The sequence below is a fragment of the Proteiniborus sp. genome (genome assembly GCF_040308045.1).
In the GTDB taxonomy this organism is placed as follows: Bacteria; Bacillota; Clostridia; order Tissierellales; family Proteiniboraceae; genus Proteiniborus.
Genome location: NZ_JAWRHZ010000043.1, coordinates 1 through 12,823 on the forward strand (window position 1 = coordinate 1; position 12,823 = coordinate 12,823).

At 34.1% G+C, this 12,823-nt stretch carries 14 protein-coding genes; 1 reads left to right on the top strand and 13 read right to left on the bottom strand.

Annotated features, from left to right (window positions below; translation table 11 throughout):
• From ABV008_RS09080 to ABV008_RS09120, 9 genes are all read right to left on the bottom strand, one after another.
• The coding region (locus tag ABV008_RS09080) for a thiolase family protein (RefSeq protein ID WP_502929754.1) at window positions 1–137 on the bottom strand (137 nt) is incomplete at its 3' end.
• Window positions 138–543: 406 nt separating this feature from the next.
• The gene (locus ABV008_RS09085; protein WP_352419505.1) at window positions 544–2,301 is read right to left on the bottom strand and encodes a sigma 54-interacting transcriptional regulator; all 1,758 of its coding nucleotides are present in this window, start codon (window positions 2,299–2,301) and stop codon (window positions 544–546) included.
• A gap of 295 nt (window positions 2,302–2,596) precedes the next feature.
• Window positions 2,597–3,724, bottom strand: coding sequence for a non-hydrolyzing UDP-N-acetylglucosamine 2-epimerase (gene wecB / locus ABV008_RS09090; RefSeq protein WP_352419506.1), 1,128 nt, complete (start codon window positions 3,722–3,724; stop codon window positions 2,597–2,599).
• 19 nt (window positions 3,725–3,743) lie between these two features.
• On the bottom strand, window positions 3,744–4,802 hold the full coding sequence (locus ABV008_RS09095; protein WP_352419507.1) for a glycosyltransferase family 4 protein: 1,059 nt from the start codon (window positions 4,800–4,802) through the stop codon (window positions 3,744–3,746).
• A gap of 204 nt (window positions 4,803–5,006) precedes the next feature.
• Window positions 5,007–5,456, bottom strand: coding sequence for a deoxycytidylate deaminase (locus ABV008_RS09100; RefSeq protein WP_352419508.1), 450 nt, complete (start codon window positions 5,454–5,456; stop codon window positions 5,007–5,009).
• Window positions 5,457–5,684: 228 nt separating this feature from the next.
• The gene (upp, locus tag ABV008_RS09105) at window positions 5,685–6,296 is read right to left on the bottom strand and encodes a uracil phosphoribosyltransferase (protein WP_502929767.1); all 612 of its coding nucleotides are present in this window, start codon (window positions 6,294–6,296) and stop codon (window positions 5,685–5,687) included.
• A 57-nt stretch (window positions 6,297–6,353) separates the two neighbouring features.
• Window positions 6,354–6,803, bottom strand: coding sequence for a ribose 5-phosphate isomerase B (gene rpiB / locus ABV008_RS09110; protein WP_352419510.1), 450 nt, complete (start codon window positions 6,801–6,803; stop codon window positions 6,354–6,356).
• Between the two features lies 1 nt (window position 6,804).
• Window positions 6,805–7,284 carry a low molecular weight protein arginine phosphatase gene (locus tag ABV008_RS09115; protein ID WP_352419511.1) on the bottom strand — a complete coding sequence of 160 codons (480 nt, stop codon included), beginning with the start codon at window positions 7,282–7,284 and terminating at the stop codon, window positions 6,805–6,807.
• Window positions 7,281–8,333, bottom strand: a complete 1,053-nt coding sequence (locus tag ABV008_RS09120; RefSeq protein ID WP_352419512.1) for an L-threonylcarbamoyladenylate synthase — start codon at window positions 8,331–8,333, stop codon at window positions 7,281–7,283. Before ABV008_RS09120 ends, ABV008_RS09115 begins: the two co-directional genes overlap by 4 nt.
• Window positions 8,334–8,472: 139 nt before the next feature.
• Here ABV008_RS09120 and ABV008_RS09125 point away from each other — a divergent pair, with 139 nt between their 5' ends.
• Window positions 8,473–9,216 carry a ZIP family metal transporter gene (locus ABV008_RS09125; RefSeq protein ID WP_352419513.1) on the top strand — a complete coding sequence of 248 codons (744 nt, stop codon included), beginning with the start codon at window positions 8,473–8,475 and terminating at the stop codon, window positions 9,214–9,216.
• 32 nt (window positions 9,217–9,248) lie between these two features.
• Here the strand turns inward: ABV008_RS09125 and prfA are convergent, their stop codons facing one another.
• The 4 genes from prfA to ABV008_RS09145 all read right to left on the bottom strand — a co-directional run bounded on the left by prfA (window position 9,249) and on the right by ABV008_RS09145 (window position 12,736).
• Window positions 9,249–10,316, bottom strand: coding sequence for a peptide chain release factor 1 (gene prfA, locus ABV008_RS09130; protein ID WP_352419514.1), 1,068 nt, complete (start codon window positions 10,314–10,316; stop codon window positions 9,249–9,251).
• A 129-nt stretch (window positions 10,317–10,445) separates the two neighbouring features.
• Window positions 10,446–11,366: a peptide chain release factor N(5)-glutamine methyltransferase gene (prmC, locus tag ABV008_RS09135; RefSeq protein ID WP_352419515.1), complete on the bottom strand. Its 921-nt coding sequence runs from the start codon at window positions 11,364–11,366 to the stop codon at window positions 10,446–10,448.
• Window positions 11,360–12,241 (bottom strand): DUF1385 domain-containing protein, encoded by an 882-nt coding sequence (locus ABV008_RS09140; protein ID WP_502929768.1) that lies wholly within the window; start codon window positions 12,239–12,241, stop codon window positions 11,360–11,362. Before ABV008_RS09140 ends, prmC begins: the two co-directional genes overlap by 7 nt.
• Window positions 12,242–12,433: 192 nt before the next feature.
• Window positions 12,434–12,736 (bottom strand): hypothetical protein, encoded by a 303-nt coding sequence (locus tag ABV008_RS09145; RefSeq protein ID WP_352419517.1) that lies wholly within the window; start codon window positions 12,734–12,736, stop codon window positions 12,434–12,436.
• Between the last annotated feature and the right edge of the window lie 87 nt (window positions 12,737–12,823).

Genomic DNA, 12,823 nt, shown 5'->3' on the forward strand with positions numbered 1-12,823 from the left:
TCAGGCTTTATGCCTGCTCTCTTGATAGCCTCCTTTGCTGCAACTACTCCTAAGTCAATTGCAGACTTAGAAGCTAAGCTGCCTCCAAAGCTTCCTATTGGTGTTCTAGCAGCACCAACTATTACTACTTCTCTCATTAAAAAACCCTCCTTTTTTAGTTATGCTAATTTATATAGCAATCTCTGTGCCAAAATCAAAATCTGAATTATAATCGATGACAAATGGCTTGCTTTCAACGTTAATATTTTTTAGAGAGGAATACGTTTTCATGCTAAGGAAGGCATAGGTTAATCAAATTGTAGAAATTATTCTACAATTTTTCAGAATATTTCGACTGGATATTGTGGAAATGTCTGTTATGTGAGCTTGACAGAGCAAAAAAAGATGTAGCTATTTTTCTACACAAAAATGTGATTGTAGAAAAATAGCTACATGTTTAGTCAAGACCCTTCGTAAGTAAGGCTTATACTGTCCGTCTTAGGGTGATAGGATACGTGTCAGATTATACTGTCCGTCACGTGGTGACAGTTTTCTTAATTGTATTTATAATTCGTTGATATCTAACCCGTATGCATCTATTTTTTTATATAGGGCTGTTCTGTGGATTCCAAGTATTTTTGCTGCTTCTGTTCTATTTCCATCAGATTCCTTCAACGCTTCTCTAATAGCTTCTATCTCCGCTTTTGCTACTACGTCTTTTAATAATAGTTTGTTTTCGTCACTAGAATCTACTTCTTCCTTTACCCTATATGTCATATGATCAGGTAAGTGCTCTGGGCAGATGATATTACCCTTTACTAGGTTTAAAGCTGATTCTATTACATTTCTAAGCTCTCTTACATTTCCGGGCCATTGGTAGCTTTGGAAAATTTCCATAGTCTCTTGGGATATTTTTTTTGGTTGTATGCCAAGTTTATTAGATAGATCTTCTACCATATGTTCTGAAAGTAGAGGAATATCATCTAGTCTGTCTCTTAATGGCGGTATATTTAGTCTTATTACATTTAGACGATAGTATAAGTCTTGTCTGAACTTTCCTTTAGCTATTGCCTCCTCTAGTTCTTCATTTGTAGAAGCTATTACCCTTATGTCTAAGTCTATTCTTTCTGTTCCTCCTATTCTTTCAAATTCCCTTTCTTCTAATACTCTAAGAAGCTTTGTCTGCATCTCAAGGGGCATTATTCCTATTTCATCAAGAAGTACAGTACCTCCGTTAGCAATTTCTAACTTACCTAGTTTTCCTTCTTTCTTAGCACCTGTAAAAGCACCCTCCTCGTATCCAAAGAGCTCTGCTTCTAAAAGTTCTTTAGGTATTGCTGCACAGTTTATTCGTACAAAGGCTCCATATCTTCTGTAGCTGGCTTTATGAATACCATGGGCAAAATATTCTTTTCCAGTACCACTTTCTCCTTTTATGAGTACAGTTGAATTGCTATCTGCTGCTCTTTTAGCCACTTCCTTTAAATGCTCCATTCTTTTGTTTTGAGTTATTATATGGTCAAAAGAATAAGTAGCTTCGTGCATCATTTTAATTTCGCCTTTGTATTTATCAACATTTTTTTCATATGTTTCTATTCTATGGACAAGAGATTTAAGTTCTCTTACGTCTTTAAATAACACGCTTCCTATTGCACCTAGTACTTTCCCATCCTTTACTATAGGTATACGATTTGCAATCATGTCTTTTCCCTGTATCTTCTGTATATCATTAACTTCTTTTTTCCCTGTCTTTATAACTATATGGAGTCTTGTATTATCTATAACCTCATCTACATGTTTTCCTATTACATCCTTTTCTTTTATGCCTAGTAGTTTTTCGTAGTTGAATTTAACTATGTTTCCTTCGGCATCTACCAGCACCATCCCCTGGTACTCATGGTCTAGTACATCCTTCATGACATCTAAGCTTTGCTCAAGCTTTGTTAATTCAAATTGTTGATCAGTAGTATCATAAAAAACATTTTTTAATATAATTAAGTTAAATATATGATTATTGTCTTTAAAGAAAGGTGAAATTCTAATTGTTATGTCTCTACCTTTAAATATGGCATTCCTCTCTATTGTAAAGTTGGGATTTAGTAATGCTTTGTTTACTCCTTTATCTGCAATAATAGCAGCAAACGCCTTGTTATTAACTTCTTCTTTTTTCATTCCTAGTATTTTTTCACTACTACTATTTGAATATAAAATTAATCCTTTTGTATCGGTTATTATTATGCCACTGAATACAGATTCGACTACGCTATCTATTAGCCTAGTCAAATCCTCTCCAATATTTTGAAAAGTCTCTGTGAGTTTCATATTATCACCCTCTACCTCTTCAATTTTACATTTTTTACTTTTTTTATTATTCTATATTGATTAGGGAAAATCCTGCAAACATTAATGGAGAATGGAGAATTAATTAAGGATTAGGAATTAAAATTAGGAATTAAAGAATAAAAAAAGAGACCAAGTTGAAACCTCAGTCTCTCTATCCATATGAATACCTAAACCATCGTTACACTATTGTTACACTATTGTTACACTATTGTTAAACCAGATCCTTCGCTCACGCTCAGATACCATAGGATGACAATTCTTGTTTTAATAATTCTCAATTCTCAATTCTCAATTGTTTCACTATCGTTTCTACTATTCTTTCTGCTGCATGCCCATCTCCATATGGATTTACAGCATTGGCCATTTTATTATATTCTTCTTTGTTATTTAGGAGTAAATCTATTTGATTAAATACATTTTCGTATTCTACTCCAATAAGTCTTGCTGTTCCTGCCTTTATTCCCTCAGGTCTTTCTGTTTCTTTTCTAACTACTAGGACAGGCTTACCTAGTGTAGGTGCTTCTTCTTGTATTCCTCCAGAGTCTGTAACTATTAGATAACACCTCGCTTGTAGATTTGCAAAAGGTAAGTAATCAAGAGGTTCAATTATATGTACTCTTTCATTTCTACCTAGTATTTTATTTGCTATCTCTCTAACCTTAGGATTTAAATGTATAGGGAATACAACTTCAACATCTTTATTTTTGTTTACCAAATCATTTATTGCATTAAAAATGTCTTCCATAGGCTTTCCAATGTTCTCTCGTCTATGGGCAGTCATAGCAATAATCTTCTTATTTTTATAATCTAATTTATTTAATAACTCGTCTTCAAATATATAGTCATCAGATACTACTTGTAAAAGTGCATCTATGGCAGTATTTCCAGTTATGAAAATCTTATTGTCATCATAACCCTCTCTTAAAAGATTTTGTCTGCTCTCCTCTGTAGGAGCAAAATGAAAATCAGTTATAACTCCAGTAAGCTTTCTATTAGCCTCCTCTGGATAAGGAGAATACATATCGTGGCTTCTTAAGCCAGCTTCTACGTGTCCAATCTTTACCTTATGATAAAAACCTGCCAAAGCTCCTGCAAAAACTGTAGTAGTATCTCCTTGAACAAGAAGCACATCAGGCATAAAGTCTTTTACAACCTCTTCAAGTCCTTCAAGTGCTCTAGAAGTAATCTGTGTAAGAGTTTGTCCAGGTTTAAAGATATTCAAATCATAGTCTGGTACAATACTAAATATATCTAATACTTGATCAAGCATCTGTCTATGCTGAGCAGTTACACATACCTTATGCTCAATAAGTGAATTTTCATTGAGCTTTTTAATTATAGGTGCCATTTTCACTGCCTCTGGTCTTGTCCCAAAAACAGTCAACACTTTAATTTTATTCATTGACATCTATACCCCTTTATCATCTTTTTTCTCTGTTCTTTTTCTTTGCATCAATTACTCCAACAACCCCAAATCTTACAGCCCCAATAAGCACTAATGTTAGTACAATACTAGTAGCTATTGTTCCGTATTCAGGCTTCAAGCCTGCCATTAATATAGCTGTTGAACCAAATACAGCACTTACCATATAAAGTATCAAAACTACTTGTTTTTGGCTAAGTCCTTTAGCCAATAGTCTATGATGTACATGGCCTTTATCTGCTTCCATTATAGGTCTTTTATTAATGAGTCTTCTAAATATTGCAAATGCAGTATCAAATATAGGAAGTCCTAGGGCTAATATAGGCACTACTATAGTAATAGTAGCTACACTCTTCATAACACCTTCCATAGCAACTACTGAAAGCATATATCCTAAGAATAGGGCTCCTGTGTCTCCCATAAATATCTTAGCTGGATTAAAATTATGTGGAAGAAATCCAAATGCAGAACCAGCAATTATTGCGCACAATATCATTACCATACTTGTGTCAAAATAATCTATACCTGCAGCTACGAAAAATAATGATACTGCAGCGATAGCTCCTACTCCTGCTGAAAGTCCATCTAGACCGTCAATAAGATTTAGAGTGTTAGTTATTCCAACTACCCAGAAAATAGTTACTGGTATGGAAAATACACCTAGATTAATAATACCATGTTTAACAAATGGATTCCCAAAAAACTCAATTTTTACATCGCCCATTATAAGGACTGCTGCCGATAATATTTGAAAGAATAGCTTCCATCTTGCAGACATAGGTTTTACGTCATCTATAATACCTGTTATTACTATTATAGTTCCACCTATCATAATAGAAACCATTGTTTTGTCAATTGGAAGGAATATTAGCATAGATATTATTGAAGCTAAATAAATTGCAAGCCCACCTAATCTAGGAATAGGTACTTTATGTACCCGCCTGTCATCCTTAGGCACATCAATGGCACCTATTTTCTTTGCTGTGTATTTAGCCAATGGTGTCAATAAATAAGATAATATTATTGGTATAAGAAAGACTACATAATAATTAGTCATATTTAGCACTCCTCTTCTTTCGGGTAAGACTCGATGAATTGACATAAAAAAAATTAGTGAAATCAATTATTAGCCAAGCATATCTTCTAATTTTGATTTTACTCTAATTAACTTGTTTAGTCAATCTTAGTAAAGTTAATTGAAATATATGGAAAGCAACACGCCCATGTAGTTCCAATGTTTAAGGCTTTTATTACAAATTAATTACAGTTTAAATTCAAATTTTATTAGCTCAATTCCAGCTTCTTGTAGCATATTGGTAGATAATTCATCTGGATAGTCACCACTAAAAACTACTCTTTTTATACCTGCATTTATTATCATTTTTGCACATAATACGCATGGTTGGTCTGTTACATATATTGTTCCACCTTTTATACTAATACCTGAGTTTGCTGCTTGTACTATGGCATTTTGCTCAGCATGAAGACCTCTACATAGTTCATGCCTTTGTCCTGAAGGAACTCCAAGTTTTTCTCTTAAGCACCCAACCTCTTCACAATGCTTTAAGCCTATAGGTGCTCCATTATATCCTGTTGAAAGAATTCTTTTATCCATTACTATAAGTGCGCCAACTTGTCTTCTAGTACAGGTTGACCTTTTTTTCACAACGTTTACTATTTCCATAAAATATTCATCCCATGATGGTCGCATGTAATTTTCCCCCTTTGTTATATAACAGTAGTTTAACAGTAGTTGAGCAATCGTTACACTATCGTTAAACTATCGTTACACCATCGTTACACTATCATTTATATCATTCGCAAGCAGAGCCTTCGTAAGTAAGGCATATCCTGCCAGTTTCAGGTTGACAATTCTTTTAATTCTCAATTGCATTACTTATCTTTTGACGTAAAAAAATGGAGATGGGTTCCCCCATCTCTATTTTGTTCCGAATAATCTGTCTCCTGCATCTCCTAATCCTGGAAGAATGTATGCATGGTCATTAAGTTTTTCATCTACTCCAGCAACATAGATGTCTACATCTGGATGATCTTTATGAACAGCTTTGATACCTTCTGGAGCTGCTATTAAGCACATAAGCTTAATATTTGTCACACCTCTATCTTTAAGGAATGTGATAGCAGCCTTTGCAGAACCACCTGTCGCAAGCATTGGATCAAGTAAAATAAGTTCTCTTTCTACTGCATCATAAGGAAGCTTACAGTAATATTCTACAGGCTCAAGGGTTTCAGGATTTCTGTAAAGTCCTATATGTCCAACCTTTGCAGCTGGAAGTAAATTCAATAGTCCTTCTACCATTCCAAGTCCTGCTCTTAAAATAGGTACTATTCCAAGCTTTTTCCCAGCTATTACTTGTGATGTAGTCTTCGTAAGAGGAGTCTCAATTTCTATGTCCTCAAGTGGTAAATCTCTGGTAACCTCGTATGCCATAAGCATAGCAACTTCTTTCACCAATTCCCTAAATTCTTTTGGTCCAGTATTTTTGTCTCTAATAAATGTCAGCTTGTGCTTTATTAATGGGTGATCCATAACTATAACTCTGTTCACAAACATCTCTCCTCTCGATTTAAAAATTTCCATCAAACATTATATCACATATTTGTTTTCTATGTCTTTAATTTTATTTACTCTTCTTTCATGTTTTCCACCTTGGAACTCTGCCTTTAACCAAGTATCAATTATTTCAATGGCTAAATCTTTTCCTGTTACCCTAGCACCGATAGCAAGAATATTAGCATTATTATGCTCTATTGACATTCTTGCTGAGTAGCAATCACCACATAATGCACATCTTATTCCAGGAACCTTATTGGCAGATATTGATATTCCTATTCCTGTACCACAACAAATAATTCCTTTGTCGCATTCACCATTTTTTACTGCCTCAGCAACTTTTGCTCCAAAGTCAGGATAATCTACTGACTCTGTAGAGTTTGTTCCAAAGTCTATATATTCTATGCCTTTTCCGTCTAAATATTCTTTAATATGCCCTTTAAGCTCGTATCCTGCATGGTCACAACCTAATCCAATTTTCATATTATTCCTCCTCATTTTTTTCAGTTAATTTTTCCATAACATTAATAAGTGCTTTTTTTATCTCTATTAAACATTTTTCATATTCTTCCACTGGAAATCCATAAGGATCCATAATATCATCGTGTTTTCCTTTATCCTTATATGCATATTCTGTCAAGGTAAATGTTTTATCTATGGCATTATTGCTTATGGTTGCTATTGCTCTTTTATGTCTATTTGTCATTGCAAGGATTAAATCAGCCTTATCTAGCATCTCTTTTGTAAGCTGTCTTGATTTGTGACTAGATATATCAATTGAATGTTTCTCCATAGCTTCTATAGCTTGCAGTGATGCAGATTCTCCAGTTGCAGCAAATACTCCTGCAGATTCTATGTTGATTTCGTCTTGCAAGCCCTGCTCCTCAACCATATGTCTAAAAAGCCATTCTGCCATGCTGCTTCTGCAAGTATTCCCAGTGCATACGAAAAGAATGGTTTTCAATATATTACACCTCCTGCTGCTTTTTTCATTCTATTCATAATTGCTTTTCCTATACCTTTTTCTTCTACTCCTTCAGCTATTATTATATCTACATTTGTCTCATCAAATTCTCTTAAAACATTGAATAAGTTAGCTGCTATAGTCTCTAGAAAATCCCTGTCTCCAACTATAAGTGTATTTTCATTTTTGTATTTATAATAGGTCTGCTTAGTCGCCATTATGCCTACATCCATTCCCTTAGATTCATATTCTTTGGCAAGCTGTGTTGTTTTTTGAATTATTTCCTCTAAACTTCCCTTAACTATAATCATTTTAGCATTAGGAGAATAGTGCTTGTATTTTTGTCCAGGTGATTTGGGAATAATATTTTTGTCAATAACTTCAATAGCTCTGTCATATTCTACTTCTGGCAATACAGTCAACAAATCTTCTACTGTGACACCACCAGGTCGTAATATAGTAGGGATATCTCCAGAAATATCTAGAACAGTAGATTCTAGACCTACTCCTGTGCTTCCTCCATCAATTATCATATCAATTTTTCCAGATAAATCATGTATTACATGAGAAGAGTTTGTAGGACTTGGTTTTCCTGAAGTATTTGCACTTGGAGCTGCTATGGGAAGCCCTGAATGTTTTATTAACTCTAATGCTATATTGTTATTTGGCATTCTTATAGCTACTGTAGATAAGCCACCTGTTATCCTATCAGGGATTTTATTAGTTCTGTTAAATATAAGGGTTAAAGGACCAGGCCAAAATCTTTCCATAAGTAAGTATGCTTTCTCTGGAATATTTTCCACCAAATCATCAAGCTGAGCTATGCTACTTATATGAACAATCAATGGGTTGTCCTGAGGTCTGCCCTTGGCTAAAAATATTTTTTCTATTGCAGTTTCATCTAATGCATTTGCGCCTAAACCGTATACAGTTTCTGTAGGAAATGCAACAGTTCCACCACCTTTAATTATTTCTGCTGCTTCTTTGATTTTATTAAGCTCTGGATGAGACGGACTTATTCTTTGTATTTTAGTGTTTTTTTCTTGCATTATTTTTCCCTTCTTTATCTTTTGCTTATACAATTCTATTATCTGCCTTCTTAAAATATATATTATATTAGCTTTATAAATAATTCAATACATTATTGCAAATCAGATAACTGTTATTATTGCTCAGGGAGTGATATTATTGACTCAAACTTTTTTGATAACTATTATAGGTACATTAGTAGGTGTTGTTGGAACAGGTTTAGGTGGATTGGTAGCATTGTTTATAGTTAAGCCAAGCTCAAGGTTTATTGGAATACTGTTAGGAATTACAAGCGGTCTTATGCTAAGCGTAGTTACTTTTGACTTACTTCCAGAGGCTTATGAAATAAGTGGCTTAGGTACAGAAATATTAGGTATTTTTCTTGGAGTAGTAACAGTAGTTTTTATCGAAGGTTTTTTCCCTATTAGTGGAAAAGATAGCTTTTCTTCTAATTCTAAAAGGCGTTTTTTTAGGACAGGAGCTCTTTTGGGCATTGCAATAGCTATTCACAACTTACCTGAAGGATTAGCTGTAGGCTCTGGATATATGTTTACTTCAAAGCTTGGTATGACCATGGCTATAATAATTGCCTTGCATAACTTTCCTGAAGGATTGGCTATGGCTGCTCCACTCAGATTAAGTGGTTCATCTGCCTTTAAGGTATTGAGTCTTACTATTCTGGCTGGTATACCTACTGGCGTAGGTGCTTTTATTGGTGCATTATTAGGAAGTGTGTCTGATCTTTTTATAGGTTTGTGTCTGGCATTTGCTGGTGGAACTATGCTTTACATAACCTGTGGTGAAATGATTCCAGATGCTAAATCATTACATAATGGAAGGTCGTCTACTATGGGGATTGTTGTTGGATTTGTTATGGGGATAATTGTGTCGGTAAAGTTATAGGTACAAAAATAGTCGGGAAATCCCGACTATTTTTAGTTTACTTGTCTAAGTTTTTCTGCTTGGGCGCTTGTGATTAGTGCATCTAGCATTTCGTTAATATCTCCATCTAAAAATGCCTCTAATTTATAAACAGTTAAGTTAATTCTGTGATCTGTTATTCTTCCTTGTGGGAAGTTATATGTTCTGATTTTAGCACTTCTATCTCCAGTTCCAACTTGATTTCTTCTAGCTTCTGCAATTTCTGCATTTTGCTCTTCCATCATTCGGTCATAAAGTCTAGCCTTTAATATCTTAAACGCCTTTTCTTTATTCTTTAACTGAGATTTTTCGTCTTGACATGCTACAACCATACCAGTAGGTATATGTGTAAGTCTTACAGCTGAGTCTGTAGTATTAACACTTTGTCCTCCATTACCTGAAGAACGATACACATCAACACGTATATCTGCTGGACTGATTTCTATATCGATATCATCTACTTCTGGTAGCACTGCCACAGTAGCAGTTGAAGTATGGATTCTACCGCTTGACTCTGTAGCAGGAACTCTCTGAACTCTATGAACTCCACTTTCGTATTTAAGCTTACTATATGCGCCTTTACCTTTTATCAAGAATATAACTTCTTTAAAGCCGCCTATTCCTTGGTCATTAGAGCTCATCATTTCCATTTTCCAACGTTGTCTTTCAGCAAATCTAGTGTACATTCTAAATAAGTCCCCTGCAAAAATGCCTGCTTCGTCTCCTCCAGCTCCTGCACGAATTTCAACAATAACGTTCTTTTCATCATTTGGGTCCTTTGGCACAAGAAGTGCCTTTAATTCTTCTGTCAGCTCATCACATTTTTGAGTAAGCTCTTCAACTTCTAGCTTTACAAGCTCCTTAAAGTCATCTTCTAGCTTTTCTTTAAGCATTTCTTTAGATTCTTCTAATTGATTAACTACATCAGTGTACTCTCTATATTTTAATACTATAGGCTCAATTTCAGCATGTTCTTTAACATATTTCTGCCATTCTGTTATGTCGTTTATTATTTCTGGATCGCTTATTTTTTTACTTAGCTCTTCATATTTTTCTTCTGTAAATTTTAATTTATCTAACACGATTCTCACCTCTTCACTACGGAATTGTCCAGTTTAATATTATATCATATTTTCGTTGTTTACGCTACTTTTTTTAACAGTAGTTGAACAGTAGTTAATCTATGCGTTCATCTATGACAACATAGATTCTCAGTTGCTTCTAATTCCTACCACTACTCTATCATGCCCTGCTAAATCCTTTATTATCTTGATGCAATGGGGATGGTTCTTTTTGCTTATGTCCACAGGACTAGTTTTCTTGTCATCTAGCAGTTTTTTTAAGGCAGAACCTTGGTCATATCCTATTTCCATTGCTAAAATTCCATCATCAGAAAGATATTTATCATATCCATTTACTATTCTTCTATAATAGTCTAAGCCATCTTCTCCCCCATCTAGTGCAAGCTTTGGCTCGTATTCTGCTACTTCCTTTTGTAGCTCTGATATATCTTTTGTTGGAATGTATGGTGGATTGGATACGATTATGTCTATTGAGTTTTGTAGTCCTAACTTATCGATTGGTTCAAATAAATCTCCCTTAAGAAAGGTCACTTTTGATTCTAAACCTAATCTTCTTGAATTTTCAGTAGCCACCTGAAGAGCAGTGTCACTAATATCTACTGAATAAACATGAACATTTTTTAAATAATGCGCTAGGCTCAAAGTAATGGCTCCGCTTCCTGTACCAATATCTACGATTTTTAGTAAGTCTTTATCATTAAAGTACCCTTTATTTACAATGTCTATTATATATTCAACTAATATTTCTGTATCAGGTCTTGGAACTAGCACTCCTTCTTTTACATAAAAGTCTAGGCCCATAAATTCTTGCTTTTCTAATATATATTGAATAGGATATCCACTTTTCCTTTTATCAATAAGTTTTAAAAACTTATCCACAGATTGACTGTCAACTACTTGGTCTTTATGTGTATAAGTATATATTTTATCAACATTAAGCACATGGCAAAGTAATAGTTGAGAGTCAAGAAGGGGATTGTTATATTCCCCTTCGCCCAAAGTTTCTATACCTATTTTAATTAAATCTTCTATTGTATAGGCAACTACCAACGGTCTGCCTCCTTATCATCTACTAAAACTCCTTTTAAAGCCTCTATAGCCACTTCAATCATTGAATCATCTGGTTCTCTAGTTGTAGCTATTTTCTGAATTAGAAGTCCTGGATAAGAAAGAATATATGCTAACTTGCTACCACTTCTTCCGATAATCCTATTTACTTCATATGATATTCCAGCTATAACTGGAAGCATAATAATTCTTATTAAAAATCTCTTTAATGGATTTGGCCATCCAAAGAAAGAAAATACTAGTATACTTATTATCATTACCATAAAAAGAAAACTAGTTCCGCATCTAGGATGAAGAATAGGGTATTTCTTTACATTTGCCACAGTAAGCTCTTCTTCGTACTCATAACAGTGGATAGTCTTGTGCTCTGCACCATGATATTGAAATACTCTCTGTATATCTTTCATTTTTGAGATAGCAACTACATATACTAAAAACATCAATATTCTAATAAGTCCTTCTATTAAGTTTAGAATTATTGGTGCTTCTATGCTTCTCTTTATTAGATTAGTGATAAATGTTGGTCCTAGCATAAATACTACTACTGCAATTAACATTGAAATAAATACTGAAATATACATTGCCACATTCTCTGCTTTATCTTTAAAAATCTTCTCAAAAAACTTATCTATTTTTCCTGGCTCAGTGGCTTCTTCCTCCTCATAAAACTGTGCTGAATACATAAGGGACTGCACACCTATAACCATGGCTTCTACAAGGCCTACTACGCCTCTAATAAAAGGCCATTTTAAAAATTTGTATCTCGTTGATAATGTATTTATTGCTTCCTTCTTAAGTTCTATTTGATTATCGGGCTTTCTTACAGCTATAGCTATATCTTTAGGCCCTTTCATCATTACTCCCTCAATTAACGCCTGCCCACCAATAGTGGTTGCATGCTTTGGTGTCCTCTTTACATCTTTTATTTTTGGCAAAAAAACCACTCCTAAACTATAGTTTATAAATGTTATTATAACACATAATGGCAATATTGAATACAGAAGCAAAAAGTCAGAGGTTGTCCTCTGACCTAATAGTATTATTTATGTTTATTGTATTAATGACCTTATTTTTACTATATCTGACCAGTTATTAGCTGTTATTAATTCAACACCTGCAAGTCCTTTTTTAATGCTCTCTATGTCTCCCTTCATATGGGCTATGTCATTAGACATTTTGTCATGCTCTGCCTTATTTACCTGTGCTAAATGTTCTAAGGCTCTAAGAATTTGAGTATGTTCATCTAGCTTTGCCTTAATAGGTTCAAGTTTCTCATCTAGTTTCTTATCTAGTTTCTTATCTAGCTTCTCATCTAACAAGTCACCTAATAATTTTATTGTTTCTTTATCCATAAATTCACCACCTTTAATATATAGATTCTCTTACTAATTTTCGGACAATCGATATATGTTAAATATTATTATACATTATTAGTGATG

What these genes read in the sequence shown, in the direction of transcription:
- ABV008_RS09085 (WP_352419505.1), bottom strand. Translation starts at nt 2,301, where the DNA reads ATGAAACTCACAGAGACTTTTCAAAATATTGGAGAGGATTTGACTAGG.
- wecB (WP_352419506.1), bottom strand. Translation starts at nt 3,724, where the DNA reads ATGAATAAAATTAAAGTGTTGACTGTTTTTGGGACAAGACCAGAGGCA.
- ABV008_RS09095 (WP_352419507.1), bottom strand. Translation starts at nt 4,802, where the DNA reads ATGACTAATTATTATGTAGTCTTTCTTATACCAATAATATTATCTTAT.
- ABV008_RS09100 (WP_352419508.1), bottom strand. Translation starts at nt 5,456, where the DNA reads ATGCGACCATCATGGGATGAATATTTTATGGAAATAGTAAACGTTGTG.
- upp (WP_502929767.1), bottom strand. Translation starts at nt 6,296, where the DNA reads ATGGATCACCCATTAATAAAGCACAAGCTGACATTTATTAGAGACAAA.
- rpiB (WP_352419510.1), bottom strand. Translation starts at nt 6,803, where the DNA reads ATGAAAATTGGATTAGGTTGTGACCATGCAGGATACGAGCTTAAAGGG.
- ABV008_RS09120 (WP_352419512.1), bottom strand. Translation starts at nt 8,333, where the DNA reads ATGCAAGAAAAAAACACTAAAATACAAAGAATAAGTCCGTCTCATCCA.
- ABV008_RS09140 (WP_502929768.1), bottom strand. Translation starts at nt 12,241, where the DNA reads ATGATGAAAGGGCCTAAAGATATAGCTATAGCTGTAAGAAAGCCCGAT.
- ABV008_RS09145 (WP_352419517.1), bottom strand. Translation starts at nt 12,736, where the DNA reads ATGGATAAAGAAACAATAAAATTATTAGGTGACTTGTTAGATGAGAAG.